The organism is Ralstonia sp. 110700041-2 (assembly GCF_056280165.1).
This window is the reverse complement of sequence record NZ_JBSFAI010000008.1, coordinates 259,666-280,579: the sequence shown is the minus strand read 5'-3', so window position 1 is coordinate 280,579 and position 20,914 is coordinate 259,666. Positions and strand designations below refer to the sequence as shown.

At 61.0% G+C, this 20,914-nt stretch carries 24 protein-coding genes, 1 tRNA gene and 1 other annotated feature; of the genes, 15 read left to right on the top strand and 10 right to left on the bottom strand.

What is annotated here, in order from left to right; translation table 11 throughout:
* Nucleotides 1–230 precede the first annotated feature (230 nt).
* A complete protein-coding gene (gene gstA / locus ACUXH0_RS14510) occupies nt 231–842 on the bottom strand; it encodes a glutathione transferase GstA (RefSeq protein ID WP_012435366.1) in 612 nt (203 codons plus the stop codon).
* A gap of 278 nt (nt 843–1,120) precedes the next feature.
* On the opposite strand from gstA, the gene ACUXH0_RS14505 reads away from it, so the two are divergent.
* The 3 genes from ACUXH0_RS14505 (at nt 1,121) to ACUXH0_RS14495 (ending at nt 4,106) form a co-directional block, all read left to right on the top strand.
* Nucleotides 1,121–2,355, top strand: a protein-coding gene (locus ACUXH0_RS14505) for an IS3 family transposase (protein WP_182594120.1) whose coding sequence is annotated in 2 segments (ribosomal slippage) — nt 1,121–1,403 and nt 1,403–2,355 — 1,236 coding nt in all. Because the reading frame shifts where the segments join, the coding sequence is not laid out codon by codon here.
* Nucleotides 1,399–1,515, top strand: a sequence feature (AL1L pseudoknot). It overlaps the preceding gene by 117 nt.
* Nucleotides 2,356–2,388: 33 nt before the next feature.
* Nucleotides 2,389–3,027 (top strand): NmrA family NAD(P)-binding protein, encoded by a 639-nt coding sequence (locus ACUXH0_RS14500; RefSeq protein WP_220485447.1) that lies wholly within the window; start codon nt 2,389–2,391, stop codon nt 3,025–3,027.
* Nucleotides 3,028–3,041: 14 nt separating this feature from the next.
* On the top strand, nt 3,042–4,106 hold the full coding sequence (locus ACUXH0_RS14495) for an RNA polymerase subunit sigma-70 (protein WP_065851771.1): 1,065 nt from the start codon (nt 3,042–3,044) through the stop codon (nt 4,104–4,106).
* Nucleotides 4,107–4,180: 74 nt separating this feature from the next.
* On the opposite strand, the gene ACUXH0_RS14490 is transcribed toward ACUXH0_RS14495, so the two are convergent.
* The 3 genes from ACUXH0_RS14490 to ACUXH0_RS14480 form a co-directional block, all read right to left on the bottom strand.
* Nucleotides 4,181–5,431 (bottom strand): sensor domain-containing diguanylate cyclase, encoded by a 1,251-nt coding sequence (locus ACUXH0_RS14490; RefSeq protein ID WP_012435389.1) that lies wholly within the window; start codon nt 5,429–5,431, stop codon nt 4,181–4,183.
* 130 nt (nt 5,432–5,561) lie between these two features.
* Nucleotides 5,562–6,338 carry an EAL domain-containing protein gene (locus tag ACUXH0_RS14485; protein ID WP_012435390.1) on the bottom strand — a complete coding sequence of 259 codons (777 nt, stop codon included), beginning with the start codon at nt 6,336–6,338 and terminating at the stop codon, nt 5,562–5,564.
* 487 nt (nt 6,339–6,825) lie between these two features.
* On the bottom strand, nt 6,826–7,137 hold the full coding sequence (locus tag ACUXH0_RS14480; protein ID WP_012435391.1) for a hypothetical protein: 312 nt from the start codon (nt 7,135–7,137) through the stop codon (nt 6,826–6,828).
* A gap of 119 nt (nt 7,138–7,256) precedes the next feature.
* Here ACUXH0_RS14480 and dusA point away from each other — a divergent pair, with 119 nt between their 5' ends.
* The gene (gene dusA, locus ACUXH0_RS14475; protein ID WP_080515818.1) at nt 7,257–8,276 is read left to right on the top strand and encodes a tRNA dihydrouridine(20/20a) synthase DusA; all 1,020 of its coding nucleotides are present in this window, start codon (nt 7,257–7,259) and stop codon (nt 8,274–8,276) included.
* Nucleotides 8,277–8,348: 72 nt separating this feature from the next.
* Here the strand turns inward: dusA and ACUXH0_RS14470 are convergent.
* Together ACUXH0_RS14470 and ACUXH0_RS14465 are read right to left on the bottom strand one after the other, a co-directional pair.
* Nucleotides 8,349–8,424 (bottom strand) — tRNA-His (locus ACUXH0_RS14470).
* A gap of 90 nt (nt 8,425–8,514) precedes the next feature.
* Entirely contained in the window at nt 8,515–8,910 is a 396-nt protein-coding gene (locus tag ACUXH0_RS14465; RefSeq protein ID WP_012435393.1) for a nuclear transport factor 2 family protein, read from the bottom strand.
* 131 nt (nt 8,911–9,041) lie between these two features.
* On the opposite strand from ACUXH0_RS14465, the gene ACUXH0_RS14460 reads away from it, so the two are divergent.
* Both ACUXH0_RS14460 and ACUXH0_RS14455 read left to right on the top strand, forming a co-directional pair.
* The gene (locus ACUXH0_RS14460) at nt 9,042–10,772 is read left to right on the top strand and encodes a dipeptidase (protein WP_012435394.1); all 1,731 of its coding nucleotides are present in this window, start codon (nt 9,042–9,044) and stop codon (nt 10,770–10,772) included.
* 16 nt (nt 10,773–10,788) lie between these two features.
* A complete protein-coding gene (locus ACUXH0_RS14455) occupies nt 10,789–11,100 on the top strand; it encodes a cupin domain-containing protein (RefSeq protein ID WP_004626475.1) in 312 nt (103 codons plus the stop codon).
* A gap of 346 nt (nt 11,101–11,446) precedes the next feature.
* Here ACUXH0_RS14455 and ACUXH0_RS14450 read toward each other — a convergent pair whose 3' ends face one another.
* Both ACUXH0_RS14450 and lexA read right to left on the bottom strand, forming a co-directional pair.
* Nucleotides 11,447–11,632 (bottom strand): hypothetical protein, encoded by a 186-nt coding sequence (locus tag ACUXH0_RS14450; RefSeq protein ID WP_004626476.1) that lies wholly within the window; start codon nt 11,630–11,632, stop codon nt 11,447–11,449.
* A 119-nt stretch (nt 11,633–11,751) separates the two neighbouring features.
* Nucleotides 11,752–12,402: a transcriptional repressor LexA gene (gene lexA / locus ACUXH0_RS14445; RefSeq protein ID WP_012435395.1), complete on the bottom strand. Its 651-nt coding sequence runs from the start codon at nt 12,400–12,402 to the stop codon at nt 11,752–11,754.
* Nucleotides 12,403–12,655: 253 nt separating this feature from the next.
* On the opposite strand from lexA, the gene ACUXH0_RS14440 reads away from it, so the two are divergent.
* From ACUXH0_RS14440 to ACUXH0_RS14400, 9 genes are all read left to right on the top strand, one after another.
* Complete coding sequence (locus tag ACUXH0_RS14440; protein ID WP_012435396.1) at nt 12,656–13,432, top strand: ferredoxin--NADP reductase; 777 nt, start codon at nt 12,656–12,658, stop codon at nt 13,430–13,432.
* Nucleotides 13,433–13,569: 137 nt separating this feature from the next.
* Nucleotides 13,570–14,562 carry an asparaginase gene (locus tag ACUXH0_RS14435; RefSeq protein WP_004626483.1) on the top strand — a complete coding sequence of 331 codons (993 nt, stop codon included), beginning with the start codon at nt 13,570–13,572 and terminating at the stop codon, nt 14,560–14,562.
* 93 nt (nt 14,563–14,655) lie between these two features.
* Nucleotides 14,656–15,024 carry a 30S ribosomal protein S6 gene (gene rpsF / locus ACUXH0_RS14430; RefSeq protein WP_003265889.1) on the top strand — a complete coding sequence of 123 codons (369 nt, stop codon included), beginning with the start codon at nt 14,656–14,658 and terminating at the stop codon, nt 15,022–15,024.
* A 41-nt stretch (nt 15,025–15,065) separates the two neighbouring features.
* Entirely contained in the window at nt 15,066–15,392 is a 327-nt protein-coding gene (priB, locus tag ACUXH0_RS14425) for a primosomal replication protein N (RefSeq protein WP_004626487.1), read from the top strand.
* Nucleotides 15,393–15,404: 12 nt separating this feature from the next.
* Nucleotides 15,405–15,683 carry a 30S ribosomal protein S18 gene (gene rpsR, locus ACUXH0_RS14420; protein WP_037022304.1) on the top strand — a complete coding sequence of 93 codons (279 nt, stop codon included), beginning with the start codon at nt 15,405–15,407 and terminating at the stop codon, nt 15,681–15,683.
* Nucleotides 15,684–15,707: 24 nt separating this feature from the next.
* On the top strand, nt 15,708–16,160 hold the full coding sequence (rplI, locus tag ACUXH0_RS14415; protein WP_004626491.1) for a 50S ribosomal protein L9: 453 nt from the start codon (nt 15,708–15,710) through the stop codon (nt 16,158–16,160).
* Between the two features lie 141 nt (nt 16,161–16,301).
* Nucleotides 16,302–17,690, top strand: a complete 1,389-nt coding sequence (locus ACUXH0_RS14410; protein WP_012435397.1) for a replicative DNA helicase — start codon at nt 16,302–16,304, stop codon at nt 17,688–17,690.
* 149 nt (nt 17,691–17,839) lie between these two features.
* Nucleotides 17,840–18,466, top strand: coding sequence for a DUF47 domain-containing protein (locus ACUXH0_RS14405; RefSeq protein WP_004626497.1), 627 nt, complete (start codon nt 17,840–17,842; stop codon nt 18,464–18,466).
* A 14-nt stretch (nt 18,467–18,480) separates the two neighbouring features.
* Nucleotides 18,481–19,491: an inorganic phosphate transporter gene (locus ACUXH0_RS14400; RefSeq protein ID WP_004626498.1), complete on the top strand. Its 1,011-nt coding sequence runs from the start codon at nt 18,481–18,483 to the stop codon at nt 19,489–19,491.
* A gap of 82 nt (nt 19,492–19,573) precedes the next feature.
* On the opposite strand, the gene ACUXH0_RS14395 is transcribed toward ACUXH0_RS14400, so the two are convergent.
* Nucleotides 19,574–20,323 (bottom strand): C40 family peptidase, encoded by a 750-nt coding sequence (locus ACUXH0_RS14395; RefSeq protein ID WP_012435398.1) that lies wholly within the window; start codon nt 20,321–20,323, stop codon nt 19,574–19,576.
* A 141-nt stretch (nt 20,324–20,464) separates the two neighbouring features.
* Nucleotides 20,465–20,890, bottom strand: coding sequence for a hypothetical protein (locus ACUXH0_RS14390; RefSeq protein WP_012435399.1), 426 nt, complete (start codon nt 20,888–20,890; stop codon nt 20,465–20,467).
* Nucleotides 20,891–20,914 lie beyond the last annotated feature (24 nt).

Sequence of the window (20,914 nt, the reverse complement as noted above, 5' to 3'; positions counted from 1 at the left end):
CTACCTGACCCCGATGCAGTTTGCGCAGGGGCATGAGCAAGAGTTTTTAACCTCGGACTCTAACTGTGCTTCGTACTAAAACCGGGGGCAGGTCAATGCCTTTGCCCAAGCCGCGGCTTGCTCCAACAATCATCGCGACCTTTCCGTGCAAACCGCTGCTCGTCGCAGTTGCAGGCACAGGCGTATTTGGTGAGTTCATGGAGTCCTCTTTGACCAGAAGTATTAAGGCGTCACGCGTCGATCAGACCTTGAGCGCGCATTGCTGCAGCGACTGCAGGACGCGCGGCGACACGCCCTTGGAAGCTTTGCAGGTGGCCGAACTGGGAAATATCCAACTGAATGAGCTTCGCCCAACGCGTCAAGGTAAAGAGATACGCGTCTGCGACGCTGAATTGGTGGCCGAGAAGAAACTGCGTGCGTGAAAGCTCAGTGTCGAGTACTGCATAGTGGCGCCGGAGGCTGGACTGTCGCTCTTCGCGGGTCTGAGCCGGCGTCTCGCGGCGAAATAGTGGGCTGTAGCCGCGGTGAATGTCGGTGCCCAGGTAATGCAGCATCTCGTGCAGGCGGGAGCGTTCGAACGTGCCGTTGGGAGGCGCCAATCCGACTGCGGGCGCCTGGTCGGCTAGAAATTGCAGGATCGCAGCGTTCTCCGTTAGAACCTGGCCATCAGACAGTTCAAGAGCCGGAACGAAGCCCTTTGGATTGATAGTCAGATAGTCGATACCGGTATCGGTTTTAAGCGTGGGAATGTCGACAGAGACAGCCGTGATCGGGATACCAGCTTCGGCAGCGACGATGTGCGGTGCGAGAGCGCAGCTTTGGGGCGCGTAGTAGAGCTTCATGATTGATCCATGAGTGGATGGGGCAATCGCCCCTGTCATCTACTCTGGGGCTTACTGATATGACTGGGCATGCGATCGATATTCATCGGTGCGCCAGCAAAATTTCGCTCATCGTCAGGGCGACCGATGAGAAGGGCGGGGCAGATCAGTCTTGTTCAGCAGGGGATCGCAATATCGGTCCCCGCTGGCCCCTCGACTGACTACCCGGAGATACAAATATGCTGTTGCTGAATCGCCCCGGGATTTGAGGAGGCTCCAACTCTTGAGAGAATGGAGCAATGAACAAGACGAACAAGTTCTCACCCGAGGTGCGCGAGCGCGCCGTGCGCATGGTGCAAGAGCACCGATGCGAGTATCCGTCGTTGTGGGCGGCGGTTGAATCCATCGCGCCCAAGATTGGCTGCGTGCCGCAGACGCTGCTGGACTGGGTCAAGCGCGAGGAGGTCGATGGCGGGCAACGTGACGGCCTGACCAGCAGCGAGCGCGAGGAGCTCAAGCGGTTGCAGCGCGAGGTCAAGGAACTGAGCCGCGCCAACGAGATTCTCAAGACGGCCAGCGCGTTTTTTGCGCAGGCGGAGCTCGACCGCCGACTCAAGTCGTGAAGGCGTACATCGACCGCTACCGCGATGCGTACGGGGTCGAGCCCATCTGCAAGGTCTTGCAGATTGCCCCGTCTTGCTACCGGCGCCACGCGGCCCAGCAACGCAAACCGGCGCTGCGCTGCAAACGTGCCCAACGCGACGACGCGCTTATCCCCGACATCGAGCGCGTCTGGCATGCCAACTGGCAGGTGTATGGCGCCGACAAGGTCTGGAAGCCGATGAATCGCGAGGGCATCCGTGTCGCGCGTTGCACAGTCGAACGCTTGACGAAGCGTCAGGGGTTGCGGGGCGTGCGTCGTGGCAAGGTGGTGCGGACCACGACGCCGGATGCTTCGGCGCCATGCCCATTGGACCGGGTCCAGCGAGTGTTCAAAGCCGAGCGGCCCAATCAACTGTGGGTGTCCGACTTCACTTATGTCAGCACTTGGCAGGGCTGGCTGTACGTGGCGTTCGTCATCGACGTGTTCGCGCGGCGCATTGTGGGCTGGCGGGTGAGCAGCACCATGCGTACCGACTTCGTGCTCGATGCCCTGGAGCAGGCGCTGTATGACCGCCAACCCGCCAGCTCTGATGCCTTGGTCCACCACTCGGACCGGGGCTCGCAATACCTGTCCATTCGCTATACCGAGCGATTGGCCGAGGCTGGCATCGAGCCCTCGGTCGGCAGCCGTGGCGACAGCTATGACAACGCACTGGCCGAAACCATCAACGGGCTGTACAAGGCCGAATTGATTCATCGCCGAGCACCCTGGAAGTCCAGGGAATCCGTCGAACTGGCCACCCTGCAATGGGTGCACCGGTTCAACCACATCCGACTGCTTGAGCCCATCGGGTACATCCCGCCGGCAGAAGCTGAGGCAAACTACTGGCGGCAACTCGCCAGCGAGGCCGCTGAAGCAGCCTCAACTTAAACCAACCGGCCTCCTCGAAAGCCGGGGCGATTCATGTTCCGTACGCAAGTGACTTTCATCGACGCCTGTAGAGCGGCTGGCGTTCATCACCTGATCAAGCTATCCGGACTGAACGCAGGACGAGAAACGACGTTCGTGTTCAGCAACATGCACAAGCGGATCGAAGAGCACCTGCGAGGTAGTGGCATGGCGTGGACGAGCCTGAGACCCACGGGTTTCATGCAGGAGTACATTTTTGAAGCACCGAGCATCGTTAACGATGGCTCGCTGTATCTGGCGCTCGACAACATCAAGCTGAGTCCGGTTGATTTGATGGACGTTGGAAAAGTTGGATTCCAGTTGCTTCGTGATGGCGGCTACCATGGGGAGGTGCTGCCCATGACGGGCCCCGACCTTTTGAGCATGGCTGACGTCGCCCAGCATTTGTCGACAGCAACGGGTCGCAAGGTACGGTATGTGCCCATCAGTCCGCTCGAGCGTTGGCGCGCCCTGGTTGCGGCTGGTATTCCTACGGAGGTGGCCGACGCGCTGGACAAGCAAGTCCACGAGCGGCTCCAGGGCGGGTCTGAGTCGACCATTGAACTATCGACGCACAAGCGCTTCAACGTGTTGCCGACGTCTTTTAGCCAATTTGCCGAACGGCATGCCATGGACTTTGGCGCAGGCCAGTAAAGCGGGAACAAAGCATGAAGCCTCAGGACAGCAGGCTGGGAGTTGACCCCGGCAGCGATGAATCAGGTGGCAGGGATATCAATGAACTTCTCGGCGCGGCGCGACGGGAAATCAAGGTGCACTGTTACCGCATGTTGGGGTCACTGCATGAGGCTGATGACGCCGTTCAGGATGCGTTCGTTCGTGCATGGCGAAGCTACGGCACGTTCGATGGCCGCGGTTCGTTTCGAGCGTGGCTCTATCGGATCGCGACAAACGTCTGTCTTGATGCGCTCAGCAAACGGAAAAATCTAGCGCGCCGCCTCCCAGATCAGCTCGACGGCCCCACCACCGCCATGCCGGACGGACAACCTGCGCCTGATGTTGCTTGGCTGGAGCCTTACCCCCAATCGGAACTGGACGCCGTCACCGACCCAGGCCCAACTCCTGAGGCGCGCATCAGCATGAGGGAAGCTACGGGCCTGGCGTTCATGGCGGCTATCCAGCAACTCGCCCCACGACAACGGGCTGCGCTTTTGCTGTGTGATGTACTGGGGTGGTCGGTAGCGGAGACGGCAGGTTTGCTGGGAGGGTCTGTCGCCTCAATCAATAGCGCCTTGCAACGCGCCCGCTCGAAGTTGGCCACTGGTTACAGTTCCGGAGAGATCACCAACGTAAGCGAGACAACGCCAAGCGAAAGGAGTCTTCTTCGCGGCTACGTACAAGCGTGGGAAGAGCGCGATGCCGATCGGTTGGCCACACTGCTCAAGCACGACGCGATCTATACGATGCCACCGCTCGCGCAGTGGTATGCCGGACGAGAATCGATACGAGCCTTCTTCGCATGGGCGTGGCCGGCATATTCGGACATACGGATGAAAGAAATCCGCGCAAATGGCGAACCTGGATTTGCTGCGTATTTCCGTTCGCGCTCCTCACCAATGGCGCCGCTGGCAGCGCACTCACTGCATGTCGTTTCGGTTGATGCAGACGGAATCTCACGGATGACCCTCTTTGTGGGCGGGAATGTGACGCGCCTTTTTGATGCGTTCGGCTTGCCCACGACTATCGCTGACGCTGCTTCTCCGACTCTTTCTTGATCTCAAGGGATCTCCCGGAGGAGCCGCATGACGGTTTCGTTGTCGCGGTGCTCTTCGGCCTGCGATTTGGCCAATCAAGCCGCGATTGACAGCCGGTTGCGCCCGGCGCGTTTCGCATCGTAAAGAGCCGAGTCAGCACGTGCGATGAGCTCATCGATCGCCTCGTCTGGGGCCAGCGTCGCGAGCCCGAGCGAGAGGGTCAGCGCGGGGACTTCCCCATCTTCATGGGCGTTGACGCGATCGAGAATGCGCTTGGCAAGGTCGACGGTATCCGTCTGTGAGCATTCGTCGAGCACGATCATGAATTCTTCGCCACCCCAGCGAATGACAGCGTCGCGGCTGCGGACCGCTTGCCGGAGCATGTCGGCCACCTCGGCCAGTACGCGGTCTCCGGTGGGATGACCGAACTCGTCATTGATTCTCTTGAAGTGGTCGATGTCGCACATGACGAGGGTAAGGGGGCGCTGCAGCGTCCTGGCGGTCCTGTACCGCTCCGCAAGGAGTTGCTCGCCATGGTGACGATTGTGCAGACCGGTGAGCTTGTCTTTGGTGGCTGCACGTAACAGTGCCTGTTCCCGCTCTACGCGTTTGGTAATGTCTTTGCTCACACTAACGTAGTGGCTTATACGCCCTTTCTCTCCGAATATCGGCGAGATGCTTTGTTCTGCATGGTAGAGCGAGCCGTCACGGCGCCGATTGATGAAGGTGGCGCGAAAATTTTGTCCGCTGGCAAGCGAGCGGCGCATAGCCGCATAAAAAGCCTCGTCATGTTTGCCTGACTTGAACATGGCGGGCGTGCTGCCTTGGATTTCGTCGACCGTGTAGCCCGTGGACTTGGCGAAGGCAGCATTCGCGAAGATGATCCGAGCTTTTGCATCCGTAAGCATGACCGGGTCACTTGTTGCATCAAGCGCGCGTGCGAGCAGTCTGTTTGTCTGCTCTGCCTGTTCGTAGTCGGAAATATCCTGTTGCACCGAGACAAAATTGGTGACCAACCCGCTGTCGTCGCGAACTGGTGAAATGCTCCAGCGGACGGTGTAGCTTGAGCCGTCCTTTCGATAGTTCGTTGCGGTGCCCTCGAAGAGTCGCGCCTCTTTCAGGCAGATGCGAAGTTCATCAATCAATGCCGGATCGGTGTCCGGACCTTGAAGAATCCTAAGGGAGTGGCCGCGTAGCTCGTCCAGAGAATAGCCCGTCATGGCTGTGAACGCTGGATTGGCAAATTGCACTCGGCAACCGACAGCGATGTCGGCATCGGTGATCACGATGGCATTCCATGCCTGCGTAATGGCCGCCTCGAATAGTTTTAGCAGTGGTGGGCTCATAAGTTACCGGGCTCGGTTGTCCAATCGAACGGGGTTGATGGGAATCAGCCGTCCGCCAGCCCGGACGGATCGGCCCGAAGCTGGATAGCCGGTGTGCCCGCAGTCGGTCTGGCTAAAGTCCGTGTGACCATCAGCGAGTGTTTGATACCGGTGGCATTGCTCTGAACGTAGGCTTTGCGAACAGATAGCCTTGCATGAGCGTGATACCCGCGGCAGCGAGGAAGTCGCGTTCCGGTGCCGTTTCAACACCTTCGGCAATGACCCGGATCCCGAGGTCGTTGCAGATGCTGAGCACACCGCAAACAATGCGTTGACGCACCAGATCTGAATCGATTCCTCGGATAAGTGCCATATCCAACTTGATCAGGTCCGGCTGGAAATCGGCGAGTAGGGTGAGCCCGGAGTGGCCGGCACCGAAATCATCAATCGCGGTTTGGAAGCCGAACGATTGATATGCCCGAAAGATCTCCAGGAGGTGGGGGCGGTTGATGATGTCTTCGCCCTCGATGGTTTCGAAGATGATCCGATTGATGGGAAAGCCGAATTTTTCGGCCGCTTCAAACGTTGTGCGGATACATGCGGCAGGCTGATACACCGCATTCGGCATGAAATTGATGGATAGAAAGGTGTCCATCCCTATCCCGGCCGCCTGCTCAATTGCGGTGGTGCGGCACCGTTGGTCAAACCGGTAACGGTTTGCCTCGTCCACTTGCGTCAGCACCGATGCCGCAGGCTCTCCGTTGGGTCCGCGTACGAGCGCTTCGTGTGCGTAGGCGTCGCCCGTGCGCAGATCAACGATCGGCTGAAATGCGAAGGCCATCTCGATAGCGGTGCCATCATCGGAGTTGCATCCGGAGCAGCGCTTGTTGGGTGCCGATGGTTGGCTTGCGTTATGGATCTGAATCATCTTGGCAAAACGAGTAAAGGATTTTGGGCAACGGCTTCACGCCTGGTCGGGGCGTGGTCGTTGAACACTGCACGCTCCTGCCAAGCAGGCTTGTGCGACGTTGACTTCACTCGAAGTGCAGTACAGCGCCAGTAGTGGATCGACGCGAGCTAACTTCGCTCACGTGACGGGGAAGGGGGAGTTGGATAATAGATCAATTGCCCATCCCGCGCAGTGCACTCTTAGTCGGCAAAGAGGGGGGCGGGGGATGACCGATCACCGCTGCCGGCGGATCCAGCTCGCCAATGCCAGTAGTACGCACAGGCCAGCCAGCCACAGCGGCAAACGTGTAAGTCCGAAGATCGCCGCTCGGTAGCTCGGGAGTGAGGCGTACCACTCTGCTGGTTCGGGCTGGGCAGACAGCGCGTACGTCAAAAAATGAGCGGTGACGGCGACAAGCCAAGCGCCAACAACTACCCGCGTGCGAGCCATAGCTTGACCGCGTTATTTACTTCGGTGGCGATCTCAGGTGCCACCAACCGGTCCTTGTAAATTGTTTGGTGCGCCTGAGCGGCTGGACAGATTCGCAGATGTACCGATCGATGACCTCCGAGAGCAGCGGATCTTCCTGCTTGGCGGTCTTCAGGGCGCCTGACTGGTCGAGCTCCTTTTCGCGCTTCACGAGCCAGGCCCGCGCAGCCGGCGCACGGTCGAACGTCTTGGTCTCTGTATGTACGACCACGCCGCCTTCCTTCCGGCGGATTTGGGCCGTGTACCCTATACTCCCGTCCCTGCGTTTTCGCTCGCTGATCGAGCCCATTTTTCCTCGGTGCCACGCCGTAGCATTGGGCCGAAAAAATGAGCGGAAACCGCCACAAATCTCATGAAATCGCGCAGAAAACAGTAGGGTGTAAGCGCTTGAATTCAAACCGTATTCCAATGAAATCAACGCCTAGGCGGCTGAGCGTGGCCCCGATGATGGATTGGACTGACAGACATTGCCGGTTCTTCCATCGCCAGATCTCGCGCCACACGTGGCTCTACACCGAAATGGTGACCACGGGCGCGCTGCTGCACGGCGACGTCCCGCGCCACCTCGATTTTGACGAGTTCGAGCATCCCGTGGCGCTCCAGCTCGGCGGCAGTGAACCGGACGATCTGGCCCAGGCCGCGCGCCTCGGCCAGCAATGGGGCTACAAAGAAATCAACCTCAACTGCGGCTGCCCGTCGGAGCGCGTGCAGCGCGGTGCGTTCGGCGCCTGCCTGATGGCTGAGCCCAAGCTCGTCGCGCAGGGTGTCACGGCGATGCGCGATGCGGTGTCGATTCCGGTCACGGTCAAGCACCGCATCGGCATTGATGCAATCGAGACCTACGATTTCGTGCGCGATTTCGTCGGCACCATCGCCGAGGCGGGTTGCGAGACGTTCATCGTGCACGCGCGCAATGCCATCCTGAAAGGCCTGAGCCCGAAGGAAAATCGCGAGATTCCGCCGCTGCGCTACGAAGTCGTCTATCAGCTCAAGCGGGATTTCCCGCATCTGGAAATTCTGCTCAACGGTGGGGTGCAGACGCTCGAGCAGATCGACACGCACCTGGCGCACGTTGATGGCGTAATGATCGGCCGTGAGGCGTATCACCATCCGCATCTGATGGCTGCGTTCGATGCGCGCTACTACGGCGCAGGCACCGAGGCCCCCACGCGCGCCGAGGTGGAAGACGCGATGATCGGCTACGTCGGCCGCTGGGTAGAGCGTGGCGGCTACGCAGGTGCGGCGGTGCGGCACATGCTGGGGCTGTATCGCGGTGTGGCGGGCGCGCGCGGCTGGCGGCGCGTGCTGTCGGACTCCAAGGCGCTGGGCCGCGTCAAGACGCTGGCCGACGCCCATGCACTGTTCGACGAGGCGCGTGCCCACCTGCGGCGTGGCGAAGAATCGAATGAGGAGGCGGTAGCGGTTTGATGCGGGGAAAGGGGCGTTGCCCCGATCGCTGAATGCAAAAAAGCCCGCGAATGCGGGCTTTTTCTTGAAACTTGGGGTGACTGATGGGATTCGAACCCACGACAACCAGAATCACAATCTGGGACTCTACCAACTGAGCTACAGCCACCGTTGTTGCCTGACCGGCGTGTCGCCGTTCAAGGAAACAGCGATTATACAAACATTCTTTCGCCTTGCCTAGAGGGTTTCGCAACGGAGTTCAACGACTCTCCGCCACGATGGTTCCCTGGTGGTATATGACCTTCCAGCCATCCAGCGTCCGCCGCCACAACGTCGCCCGCCGCGTCGTCCGGTTCGACTGCACCAGCGTGTACGTCAGCAGGTAGTTGTCCGGCGCAATCTCTTGGCAGCGGAAATCGCGCGTTTGCCAGAAATCCTCGCCGATGTGGCCGTGCCGGGCATCGAGAACGCCAAGCACATAGCTGCGGCTGTAGCGCTGACCCGAGGCACCGGTTTCCCAGAAGTCTTCCGTGGTCATGCGCTCGAAGTCTTCGCGGCGCGTGCCGAACTCGGGGCGATGGAAGATGGGTTCGCGCCGGCGCAGTTCTTCCAGCACGCTCAACAGACCGGGGGCGGTGTCCAGAGACGGTTCCATGCGGCAAGCCTCCTGGGAAAGCTCCAAGCATACCGCGCAGCGGGCGTGCCTTAGCGTTTTCGCGCTGCACAATGCGTGGCTTGCGCTTCGCCCCTATGATGGCGCCTTCGCCTTTTTCGGAAACCACTTCGATGCAACGCACTGCCCGTATTGGCCTGTCTTCGCTGACGATCGCACTGTCGCTGGCTTGCGGCACCGGCGCCTTTGCCGCCACGATTCAGAAACCGCAACTCGACGCGCTGCTCGCCGCCGAGCAATCCAAGGCATCGGCCGATCTGAACAGCTTTCTTGCGGCAGCCGCGAAGGCCGATCCGCAAGTCGCGGGCAGTGTCGCCGCGTACCAGAAGAAGGCTCCGGTGGCCGGCGATGACCTCGTCAACATCGGGCGCCTGCTGGGTCTGTACAACCGCCTGCACAACCAGCAGGCCGTGATTGGTTCGATCGAAAAGATGGTCGCGCTGCCCACGGTGCGCGACGACAAGATTCCGCAGTACGAAAACCCCGCCATCGTCGCGTTTGGCAAGCTGATCGAGGGCATGGCGCGCGATTTCGGCTTGAAATACCGCAACGTCGACAACCGCGTCTTTGAAGTTACGCTGCCCGGCACCGGCTCGGACGAGTTCGGCATCCTGACGCACGCCGACGTCGTACCCGCCAAGGCCGAGGAGTGGGTGCTCGGCGACGGCACCAAGCTCGATCCGTTCAAGGTCACGCGCGTCGGCAATCTGCTGTACGGCCGTGGCACGATTGACGACAAGGGCTCGATTGCCGCCGCGATGTACGCCATGAAAACGGTCAAGGACAGTGGCGTGCCGCTCGCGCGCACCATCCGCCTGATGATCGAAACCACCGAAGAAACCGGTGGCGATGGCATGAAGTACTACCGTGAGCACACGCAATTGCCTGCGTACAACATCGTGCTCGACAGCAAGTACCCGGCCGTGGTTGCTGAGAAAGGCTCGGGCGCATTGAAGGTGTTCTTCCCTGCGCAAGCTGGCGATGCTTCGCATACGGCCATCGTTTCGATGACGGGCGCGGCGTCGGCAAGCTCCATCCCACAAACGGCCACCGCCACGCTCAAGGGCGGTGATCTGGGCCTGGCCGCCGCCGCGCTCGAAGCCAAGCGCGATGGGTTCGTGAACAGCTTGGCAGGGCAGGGCAAGTTCTCGATCGACATCGCGCGCACGGGCGACAGCATCGTCGTGAAGGTGACTGGCGCCTCCGCACACGGCTCGCGTCCGGAAGAGGGCGTCAACCCGCTGCCGCGCCTCGCGCTGTTCCTGCGTGCAGCCGATCTCGGCTTGGCAGACAACGCCTACGCTCATGCCGTGCGCTACCTCACCGACCTTTACGGCACCGACTACCTCGGCACTACCATGGGCGTCGCCTACAAGGACGACTTCATGGGGCCGCTCACCATTTCGCCTACGGTGATCGGCGACAAGAATGGCCGCGTGGAGGTGAGCGCCAACGTGCGCATGCCGCGCGGCAAAACGCCTGATGCGCTGCGCGGTGAAATCGCCGGCAAGATCAACGCATGGGCCAAGGCCAACCATGTCGCCCTCGAGATCAACCACGATCAAGGCAACTGGATGGCGCGCGATCCGAAGGGCGCGTGGCTGTCGACGCTGCTCAACATTTATGGTGACACCACGGGCCTCGACGCCAAGCCCGTGCCGACGGCCGGCAGCACGACGGCCAAGCTGATGCCGAACGCCATCAATTTCGGCCCGGCCATGCCGGGCAAGAAGTACACGGCGCACAACGCCAACGAGTACAAGGAAGTGCAGGACCTCGACCTCGATATGCAGATGTTCACCGAGATGTTGGTGCGCATCGGCAACCTGCAGTCAATGCAATAACCGACGCACGATCGCCATGAACATCATCCGCGCCAAGTCGTTCACCGCCGAGCGTGCCTGGGGCGCGCTCGATATTGCCAATATGAGTGGCATTACCACGCGCCTGCATTGGACGGACCAGCCTTACCGCTGGCATGTGAACGACGGTGAGGAGGTGTTCGTGGTGCTCGACGGTACGGTCGACATGCATTACCGCGAAGCCGGCGAGGAGAAAGTCGCGACGCTGGAACCCGGCGATATCTTCTTCGCCGGTATCGGCTGCGAGCATGTGGCGCACCCGCGGGGCGAGGCGCGAATCCTCGTCGTCGAGAAAGCGGGGAGCGTTTAGCGGCTCGCCTGCCGGTCGCGGCGCAAAAAAAAGCCCGCAATGTGCGGGCTTCGAATTCAGCGATCTCATTGCCCCTGAGGGCATTAGCAATACTACTGTCACGTACGCCAAACAACATCGGGGTAAACGTCCGTTTCACCGACGGAACATCGTTAAATGTGCCGTTGCAGCAACTTACGAGCAGAAAAAAACAGCCCGCTCAAACGGCGGGCCGAAAATCAGTTGAAGAAAGCCCTGTCCTCAGGGCACGGCAAGTGTATGAAATCAGTTGCGGCGGCAGCATTGGGGTATGCCCTGATCGGCCGCTGCAGCGCGCTTCACAGCCCTCATCGGCCTTCTCTTTCCCTCAGCAGCTTTCGGCGCCAGCAGTGCGCGAGGCCGCTGGAATCGCATCCAGCATGCGGCAGATGGCGGCCATGCTGCCGACCATCGTACGGCGCTGCTCCCCTTGATAGATGCGCACGCCCTGGGTTTGGCGGAAGGGAACCGGCTGTACCGGGCGGCGGCGGGAAGACATCGATCCGAGTCGCATGGCAGACCTCGTGAGTTCGGGTGGAAAAGCGAGTGGCAAGACTCCGCCCCGGCGAGCCGCTGGCTCACCTTCAAGTGGAATCAAACAGCGAAGGTTTGGCGCTGAGATGCGCCGGAGACTTACGGAGCAGCAGGCCGGATCAGACCGACGGCCAAGCCCTCCAGGTGAAACTCATCGCGATCCAGATCAACGTGGATCGGTTCGAAATCGGGGTTCTCGGCAATCAGCTCGACATGCCGGCCCTTGCGCTGGAAGCGCTTGACCGTGACGTCGTCGCCCAGTCGAGCCACGACGATCTTGCCGTTGGTGGCTTCACTGGCGCGCTGCACGGCCAGTAGATCGCCATCGAGAATGCCGGCGTCGCGCATGCTCATACCACGCACCTTCAGCAGAAAATCGGGCTGCGCAGAGAACAGCGACGGATCCACTTGGTACTGGCGATCAATATGCTCGGCAGCCAGGATCGGACTACCGGCGGCCACGCGGCCCACCAGCGGCAGTGTCAACTGCATCAATCCCATCGACGGCAGCGAGAACTGATGCTGCGCCGTGTCGCCCGCCGCCCGCAGCCGAATGCCACGCGAGGCGCCCGGCGTCAGTTCAATCACGCCCTTGCGTGCCAACGCGCGGAGGTGTTCCTCAGCCGCATTGGGCGACGAGAAGCCAAACTCCGCGGCAATCTCGGCGCGCGTCGGCGGAAAGCCCGTGCGCTGGATCGTCTGGCGGATGAGGTCATAAATCTGCTGCTGGCGGGGGGTGAGGGTGGCCATCGGCGTACTGTATATTTGAACAGGTGCTGTGATTTTATACAGTGACGCAGGAAGCGCAAGTGATTTTGTTGTGACCTGTTGCGCAGGCGCCCAGTCCTTATGACCGGCGTCAAAACCCATGCGACTGGTTAGAAGCTTATGCGCAATCCATGCAGGCGCGGCCGCGGCGAATCGCATAAAATCAAGGCCTTGACCGATTTTTGCATCGCCACATAACCCGATTGAGCTTCATTGGGTTGGCCCGAATGTCACCATGTCCGCCTTCAATCAAGAGACCGTTCTGAGCGTCCATCACTGGAATGACTCGCTGTTCAGCTTCAAGACCACCCGCGACCAGGCGCTGCGCTTCCATAACGGCCACTTCGTCATGATCGGGCTGGAGGTCGAAGGCAAGCCGCTGATGCGCGCCTACAGCATCGCGAGCCCGAACTACGAAGAGCACCTCGAGTTCTTCAGCATCAAGGTGCAGAACGGCCCCCTGACGTCGCGACTGCAGCATCTGAAGGTGGGCGACAAGCTGCTGGTGAGCAAGAAGCCGGTCGGCACGCTCGTACTGGATGACCTGCTACCCGGTAAGAACCTGTATCTGTTCGGCACCGGCACCGGCCTCGCGCCGTTCATGAGCATCATCCAGGACCCGGACACCTATGAGCGCTTCGAGAAGGTCGTGCTGCTGCACGGCGTGCGCCAAGTGAGCGAGTTGGCTTATGCCGACTTCATCACCCGGGAATTGCCGAACAACGAGTTCTTTGGCGATCAGGTGCGCGAAAAGCTGATCTATTACCCCACGGTTACGCGTGAGCCGTTCCGCAACATGGGCCGCCTGACGGACCTCGTCGACAGCGGCAAGCTGTCTGTCGATATCGGCCTGCCCCCGATGGATCCGGCAGTCGACCGCGCCATGATCTGTGGCAGCCCGGCCATGCTGGAAGACACCTGCAAGCTGCTCGACGACCGCGGTTTCAAGATCTCGCCGCGCATGGGCGAAGCGGGTGACTACGTGATCGAGCGCGCCTTCGTCGAGAAATAATCGATACGGCTTCTGTTGCAAACGCCGGCCTGGGTGCCGGCGTTTTGTTTTTGCCGGCGCCCCGGGCAATCCCGCGTCGGCAAAGGCGATGCGGGCGGATACAATGCGCGCCTTGCCCACCACGCATGTCTGCAACGATGTCCTTGCCTACCATCGCCATCCTCGCCACCGGCGGCACGATCGCCGGCTCTGCTGACGACGCTGGCTCCGCCGCACGCTATCGCGCTGGCGCCGTCCCCATCGATCAACTGCTCGCGGCCAGCAAGCTTGGTTTGGAGCGCCTCGCCAACGTGCGCGCTGAACAGGTCGCACAGATCGATAGCAAGGATCTGACCTTCGACGTATGGGAAAAGCTGGTGGCGCGTATCCGTCACTGGATCGACGTCGAGCGTGTGGATGGCGTGGTCATCACGCACGGCACTGACACGCTGGAAGAGACCGCGATGCTACTGCACCTGACGCAGCAGACCGATACACCGATCGTCCTGACTGCGGCGATGCGGCCGTCGACGTCGCTGTCGGCGGATGGCCCGCTGAATCTGCTGAATGCGGTGCGGCTGGCGGCCAGTCCGTCTGCGCGCGGGCGAGGCGTGCTGGTGGCGCTCAACCAGCGCGTGCATGCCGCCCGCGATGTCCAGAAGGGTCACACTTACGCGGTTGAGGCGTTTGTTTCGCCGGACACCGGCGCGCTGGGTTTCGTGCTCGACACGCAGGTGCAGTTTCAGCGGGTAGGGCAACGTGTGGCCGCAGCCGACGTGCTGCCGATGCCGCCTGCGGGCCAGTGGCCCTGGGTTGAGGTTGTGGCGAGCTATGCCCAGCCCGATGCTCGCGTGGTGGATGCGCTGGTTGCCGCGGGCGTGAAGGGGCTGGTGATTGCCGCAACCGGTGCGGGTTCCATCCATGCCAATCTTGAAGCGGCGCTGAACCGGGCGAGTCAGCAGGGGGTTTTCGTACTGCGCTCCACGCGTACCGGTGCTGGCGTGGTGCCTGCGCTGCCTAGTGCGGACCGCTGGGCGTCGAGCGGTACGCTCAACCCATATAAGGCGCGTGTGCTTCTGACGTTGCTTTTAGCCTCTGGTCGCGCCCAGGCAGAAGTTGCCTCGCTTCAGCAAGTCATTGATCGATATTGAAAAAGTCGCAAAAGCCTGCGTATAATAGCAGGCTAACCAACCTTGCTGCACCGGAGTGTGACGCCCGGGCGGCTTAATCCACAAGGAGCGTCAATGCGTCATTACGAAATCGTATTCATCGTCCATCCGGACCAGAGCGAGCAAGTGCCCGCGATGATCGAGCGCTACAAGAGCACGGTCACCTCGCAAGGCGGCCAAGTGCACCGCGTCGAGGACTGGGGCCGTCGTCAACTGGCCTACATGATCCAGAAGCTCGCGAAGGCTCACTACGTGTGCCTGAACATCGAGTGCGGCAAGGAAACCCTGGCTGAGCTTGAGCACGCCTTCAAGTTCAACGACGCCGTGCTGCGTCACCTCATCGTTCAGACCAAGAAGGCTGAAACGGCGCCGTCGCCGATGATGAAGGAAGTCGCACGCGAAGAGGCCAAGAAGGCCGCCGCTCAGACCGAACAGGCCGCCTGATGCCGCGCGGTGCTGCGCAAGCCTGATCGCGCATCACCAGCATGAACGAAACCCTCGGGGACAACGCCATCAACCGCCTGCAGCTCGTCGCCACTCTGGTCGAGCGCGAGGTGATGCGATACACCCCAGCCGGCGTGCCGATCGTCAATTGTCTGCTGGCATACAGCGGGCAGGCGGTCGAAGCGCAGACAGTGCGGCAGATCGAGTTTTCGATGGAGGCACTGGCAGCCGGCAAGATGGCTTCCGTTCTGGATCGCATCGCTCCGGGCACCGTCCTGGATTGCGTGGGATTCCTGGCTCGCAAGCACCGCAGCAGTAAGGCACTGGTCTTTCACATCTCCGGATGTAACGTATTCGTAAAGGATTGAATCATGGCATTCATGAACAAGAAGCAGCGCGACGCGAAGAACAAGAAGCGCTTCCAGCAGCAAAACCCGTTGTTCAAGCGCAAGAAGTTCTGCCGCTTTACCGTGGCTGGCGTTGAGCAGATCGACTACAAGGATCTGGACACGCTCAAGGACTTCATCGGCGAGAACGGCAAGATCACGCCGGCCCGCCTGACCGGCACGCGCGCGATCTATCAGCGCCAGCTGGACACGGCCATCAAGCGCGCACGTTTCCTCGCGCTGATGCCGTACACCGATCAGCACAAGCACTAATCAGCGGGATAAGGAGAACTGACAATGCAAATTATTCTGCTCGAGAAGGTCGTCAACCTGGGTAACCTGGGCGACGTGGTGCGCGTGAAGGACGGTTACGCTCGTAACTTCCTGATCCCGAACAAGCAAGCTCGCCGCGCTACGGATTCCGCCATCAAGGAATTCGAAGCCCGTCGTGCTGAGCTGGAAAAGCTGGCTGCTGAAAAGCTGGCAGCTGCACAAGCCGAAGGCGAGAAGCTGAACGGCCTGACGCTGCAACTGTCGCAAAAGGCTGGTGTGGATGGCCGTCTGTTCGGCTCCGTCACCAATCACGACATCGCCGACGCACTGGTTGCACAAGGCTTCAAGGTCGAGAAGGCGCAAGTGCGTATGCCGAATGGCCCGCTGAAGACCGTTGGCGATCACCCGGTCGTCGTGTCGCTGCACACCGATGTGGCAGTCGACGTGACGGTGTTGGTGCAGGGCGACGCAGTCTAAGCACGCAAGCTGCACCTCGCGGCGCCTGGGCAGCCGGCCGGCGCGAGTCAAGAAGGCAGGGACGAAAGTCTCTGCCTTTTTTGTTGTCCTTTGTGTCAGGGGTTCAAATTGAAGACTGAGCAGCGCCGTTATAATCCCGCCATGAACGCGCCCTCCGATCCCCAGCTCGATTCCCTCAAGGTGCCCCCGCATTCCATCGAGGCCGAACAGTCGGTGCTCGGCGGGTTGCTGTTGGATAACGCCGCCTGGGATCGCATTGCCGATTTCATCAACGAGCACGATTTCTACCGCTACGACCACCGGCTGATCTTCCACAATATCGGCAAGTTGATCTCGCAGGCCAAGCCGGCTGACGTGATCACGGTGTACGAGCAACTGCAGGCCGCTGGCAAGGCGGAAGAGGTGGGTGGCCTGGCGTACCTGAACGCGCTGGCCCAAAACACGCCGAGCGCCGCCAATATCCGTCGCTATGCGGAGATCGTTCGCGACCGCGGCGTGCTGCGCCAACTCGTGACGATCGCCGACGAGATTTCCGCTGGTGCCTTCAACCCGCAGGGGCGCGACGTGCGCCAGTTGTTGGACGAGGCCGAATCCAAGGTGTTCGCGATTGCCGAAGAGGGCTCGCGTGGGCAGAAGGGCTTCCTGGAAATTCAGCCGCTGCTGACGCAGGTGGTCGAGCGCATCGATGAGCTGTACCACCGCGATAACCAGAGCGACATTACCGGTGTGCCGACGGGTTTCGTTGACCTCGATCGCATGACCAGCGGTATGCAGGGCGGCGACCTGATCATCGTGGCCGGTCGCCCATCGATGGGTAAGACGGCATTCTCCCTGAACATCGGCGAACACGTGGCGGTGGAGCAGGGCCTGCCGGTGGCTGTGTTCTCAATGGAAATGGCGGGTACGCAGCTCGCCATGCGTATGCTGGGTTCGGTCGGTCGATTGGATCAGCACCGCCTGCGCACCGGCCGACTGCTCGACGAGGATTGGCCGCGCCTGACGCATGCCATCCAGAAGATGAACGACGCGCAGCTCTTCATCGACGAAACCCCTGCGTTGAACCCGATGGAGTTGCGTGCACGTTCGCGCCGGCTTGCACGCCAGTGTGGACAGCTCGGCCTGATCGTCATCGACTACCTGCAGCTGATGTCGGGCTCGGGCAGCGGTGAGAACCGTGCGACCGAAATTTCGGAAATCTCGCGATCGCTCAAGGGTCTGGCGAAGGAACTCAACTGCCCCGTGATCGCATTGTCGCAGTTGAACCGAAGCTTGGAGCAGCGCCCGAACAAGCGTCCTGTGATGTCGGACTTGCGCGAATCCGGTGCTATCGAACAGGACGCCGACGTGATCCTGTTCATCTATCGCGATCAGGTCTACAACCCCGATTCTCCGGACAAGGGTACGGCCGAAATCATCATTGGTAAGCAGCGTAACGGCCCGATTGGGACCGTTCGCCTTACGTTCCTGGGTGAATACACGAAGTTCGACAACTTCACCGGGGGCAATGCCTTCTTTGACAACGACACGTAACGTGTAATTCGTGTCGGCCTGCCACAACGTGCCACGCATGTCGCGAGGCTGGTTCCGGTAAAATATTGCGTTTTAATGACAGCGCCGGCGGTGATCCCGTCCGGCGTTGTTTTTACGACTCCTGCTTTTTTCCGTTCCCAAGGATCATCATGTTCGGTCGCTTCATGCCCACCGAAGGCAAGTTTTTTGAGTACTTCAACCAGCACGCCGAGTGCGCCGTCAAGGCGGCCCACGCGCTGAAGGAGCTGGTCAACGATTTGCCCAATGCCGAAATGCATGCACGCAACGTGCAGAATTTTGAAAAGAAGGCCGATCGCATCACGCATGACACGATCGAACTGCTGCACAAGACTTTCATCACCCCGCTTGATCGCGACGAGATCCACAAGTTGATCACGACGATGGACGACATCCTCGACCTGATGGAAGACGTGTCGCTCACCATCTCGTTGTACGACGTGACCAACGTGACGGACGAGGCGCGCCAGCTCGCGACCATCTGCGTGGCTTGCTGCGAGGAAGTCCGCAAGGCCGTGGCGCTGCTCAGCGACATGAACAACGGCCGCCAGATCCTCACCATTGCCCACGAAATCGACCGTCTTGAGTCGGATGCCGATCGCGTGATGCGCGCTGCCATGGCCAAGCTGTTTCGCACCGAGAACGACATCAAGCTGCTGATCAAGCTCAAGGCGATCTACGAACAACTGGAGAGCATCACCGACCGTTGCGAGGATGTCGCCAACATCATCGAAGGCATCGTGCTCGAAAACGCCTGACGAGACGACGCCTCATGCATACGCTTCAGATCAGTCTCTGGGTGGTCGTTCTGCTGGTGGCGCTGGCCATTGTGTTCGACTTCATGAATGGCTTTCACGACGCGGCCAACTCCATTGCGACGGTGGTGTCGACCGGCGTGCTCAAGCCGCAGCAGGCAGTGGCCATGGCCGCTGCCTGCAACGTGATCGCCATTTTCATCTTCCACCTCAAGGTGGCAACCACGGTGGGACGGGACACGATTGATCCGTCCATCGTCGATCATTACGTCATCTTCGGGGCGTTGGTCGGCGCCATCGCGTGGAACATCATCACGTGGTACTACGGCATTCCGTCCAGCTCGTCGCACGCGCTCATCGGTGGCTTGGTAGGCGCGGCTGTGGCCAAGTCCGGCACGGGCTCGCTGGTGGCCAGTGGCTTGCTCAAGACCGTGGCGTTCATCCTGATTTCGCCGTTGCTGGGTTTTATCCTCGGCTCGCTCTTGATGGTGGCGGTGTCCTGGCTGTTCTTCCGAACGCCGCCATCCAAGGTGGACCGATGGTTCCGGCGCTTGCAACTGCTCTCCGCTTCGCTGTACAGCCTGGGCCATGGCGGCAACGATGCGCAGAAGACCATCGGCATCATCTGGATGCTGCTGATTGCGGGCGGCTACGCGTCGGCCACGGCAACCGAACCGCCGATCTGGGTCATCGTCTGCTGCTATGTGGCGATCGGCTTGGGTACGCTGCTGGGTGGCTGGCGGATCGTGCGCACGATGGGTCAGAAGATCACCAAGCTCAAGCCGGTCGGCGGTTTCTGCGCGGAAACCGGTGGCGCCATGACGCTGTTCTTCGCTTCGGCGTTGGGCGTGCCAGTGTCGACGACGCACACCATCACAGGCGCCATTGTCGGTGTGGGCGCGGCGCAGAAAGCTTCTGCCGTGCGCTGGGGGGTGGCAGGCAACATCGTCTGGGCGTGGGTGTTGACGATTCCCGCGTCGGCGTTCATGGCGGCCATCGCCTGGTGGATCGGTCGACACGTGCTGTAAGCAAAGCCGGCCTCGGATTCACTTCGCAAAAACGAAACGCCCACCAAACCGGTGGGCGTTTTGCATTGGGGCGAGCGATGCGCTACTGCGTGGCAAAGCGCGCGATGGGGTCGTCATCCGCAGGCGGCGTCGCAGCCGCCGGCACGCGTGTCGACATCAGGCTGTCGGCCTGAGCATCGCGTGTGCGGGCGAGGGTACCGAGCGGATCATCGTCGATTGGGCTGGCAGGGCTGACGGGCGCCGGCGTGATGGGGGCGATGGTCGGCGCCGGTGCATCGGGCAGGTTGCTCACGGCCACGACACGGCGTGCGCCCCCGTAGCGGTTGGCCCAATAAGACTTGGTCATGTCTTCAAGGCGCACCGTGCCGCCTGTGGCCGGTGCGTGGACAAACCGGTTCTGCCCGACATAGATGCCCACGTGCGAGTTCGGCTGGCCGGTCGTGTTGAAGAAGACGAGGTCGCCCGATGCAACATCGCGGCGATCCAGTGAGGTGCCGCGGCGGCCCATTTCGGCGGCGGTACGCGGCAGGTTCACAGACGCAGCGCGTTGCACGACGTAGCGCACGAGCCCGCTGCAATCGAAGCCGCTGTCGGGTGTATTGCCGCCGTAGCGGTAGGGCGTGCCGACCAGCGCCATGGCTTCGATGGAGATTTCTTCCAGACCGGCGCTCGGATCCTGGATCGGGGCGCCGCGCGTGCGCAGGCCAGTATCGCGCGAGGCGGTGGAGCGGGTCGGGGTCGAGGAGCATGCGGACAGCAGGCACACCAGCGCCAGCAGGGCGGCGCCTGCCAGTCGCATGTTGCCGTGGGGAAAGCTGTGCCGCGTGAGCATTGGCCATCAGGAGAGTCCGGATAGCGAGCATGCTATGCGCGCCGCGTCAGAAAGCCAAACTGCGTGTTGGCGAGGCGCAACGCCAAGCAGGGCGCGGGTCTGCGAATTTTGCCCTGATGGCGTCGCGCTTTGCGGGCAGGTTTACCAGCGTAGTTGGACGTTGCGCGTGCTGCCCGTCTGCACCGTCGCCCGCTTGGTGGTGCCTTGGTATGTGGCGATGACGTTGTAGCTGGCCGGCGGTGCCTTGATCAGACAGCGCGGGCCGTCGGCGCGGAAGCTTGCGACCTCCTTGCCGTGTCGCGTGAGCTGGACGTCGACGTCGGCCAGATACTCGCCGCGCGCGCCTTGCGTAAACAGCAGAGAGAGGTTGTAGTTGCGGGCTTCACTGTTCAGCGCCTGCTGCTCGTCCTGCGCAACGCCGCCGCAGACGTAGCTGATCTGGCCGGCGGTCTTTGGCGTGAGGTTGTCGGCGAGCGCAATGGACGCGCCGGCGGACAGCATCATCGCCAGCGCGGCCGACGTCAGGGTCAAGCGCGATCGGGTCTGCAGGTTTTGCTGCATGGGCATCATTGGCCTCCATCAGGGAAGAAA

Coding starts and splice junctions, on each gene's coding strand:
- gstA (WP_012435366.1), bottom strand. CDS start 842: ATGAAGCTCTACTACGCGCCCCAAAGCTGCGCTCTCGCACCGCACATC.
- ACUXH0_RS14500 (WP_220485447.1), top strand. CDS start 2,389: ATGTTCCGTACGCAAGTGACTTTCATCGACGCCTGTAGAGCGGCTGGC.
- ACUXH0_RS14495 (WP_065851771.1), top strand. CDS start 3,042: ATGAAGCCTCAGGACAGCAGGCTGGGAGTTGACCCCGGCAGCGATGAA.
- ACUXH0_RS14490 (WP_012435389.1), bottom strand. CDS start 5,431: ATGAGCCCACCACTGCTAAAACTATTCGAGGCGGCCATTACGCAGGCA.
- ACUXH0_RS14485 (WP_012435390.1), bottom strand. CDS start 6,338: ATGATTCAGATCCATAACGCAAGCCAACCATCGGCACCCAACAAGCGC.
- ACUXH0_RS14480 (WP_012435391.1), bottom strand. CDS start 7,137: ATGGGCTCGATCAGCGAGCGAAAACGCAGGGACGGGAGTATAGGGTAC.
- dusA (WP_080515818.1), top strand. CDS start 7,257: ATGAAATCAACGCCTAGGCGGCTGAGCGTGGCCCCGATGATGGATTGG.
- ACUXH0_RS14465 (WP_012435393.1), bottom strand. CDS start 8,910: ATGGAACCGTCTCTGGACACCGCCCCCGGTCTGTTGAGCGTGCTGGAA.
- ACUXH0_RS14460 (WP_012435394.1), top strand. CDS start 9,042: ATGCAACGCACTGCCCGTATTGGCCTGTCTTCGCTGACGATCGCACTG.
- ACUXH0_RS14455 (WP_004626475.1), top strand. CDS start 10,789: ATGAACATCATCCGCGCCAAGTCGTTCACCGCCGAGCGTGCCTGGGGC.
- ACUXH0_RS14450 (WP_004626476.1), bottom strand. CDS start 11,632: ATGCGACTCGGATCGATGTCTTCCCGCCGCCGCCCGGTACAGCCGGTT.
- lexA (WP_012435395.1), bottom strand. CDS start 12,402: ATGGCCACCCTCACCCCCCGCCAGCAGCAGATTTATGACCTCATCCGC.
- ACUXH0_RS14440 (WP_012435396.1), top strand. CDS start 12,656: ATGTCCGCCTTCAATCAAGAGACCGTTCTGAGCGTCCATCACTGGAAT.
- ACUXH0_RS14435 (WP_004626483.1), top strand. CDS start 13,570: ATGTCCTTGCCTACCATCGCCATCCTCGCCACCGGCGGCACGATCGCC.
- rpsF (WP_003265889.1), top strand. CDS start 14,656: ATGCGTCATTACGAAATCGTATTCATCGTCCATCCGGACCAGAGCGAG.
- priB (WP_004626487.1), top strand. CDS start 15,066: ATGAACGAAACCCTCGGGGACAACGCCATCAACCGCCTGCAGCTCGTC.
- rpsR (WP_037022304.1), top strand. CDS start 15,405: ATGAACAAGAAGCAGCGCGACGCGAAGAACAAGAAGCGCTTCCAGCAG.
- rplI (WP_004626491.1), top strand. CDS start 15,708: ATGCAAATTATTCTGCTCGAGAAGGTCGTCAACCTGGGTAACCTGGGC.
- ACUXH0_RS14410 (WP_012435397.1), top strand. CDS start 16,302: ATGAACGCGCCCTCCGATCCCCAGCTCGATTCCCTCAAGGTGCCCCCG.
- ACUXH0_RS14405 (WP_004626497.1), top strand. CDS start 17,840: ATGTTCGGTCGCTTCATGCCCACCGAAGGCAAGTTTTTTGAGTACTTC.
- ACUXH0_RS14400 (WP_004626498.1), top strand. CDS start 18,481: ATGCATACGCTTCAGATCAGTCTCTGGGTGGTCGTTCTGCTGGTGGCG.
- ACUXH0_RS14395 (WP_012435398.1), bottom strand. CDS start 20,323: ATGCTCACGCGGCACAGCTTTCCCCACGGCAACATGCGACTGGCAGGC.
- ACUXH0_RS14390 (WP_012435399.1), bottom strand. CDS start 20,890: ATGCCCATGCAGCAAAACCTGCAGACCCGATCGCGCTTGACCCTGACG.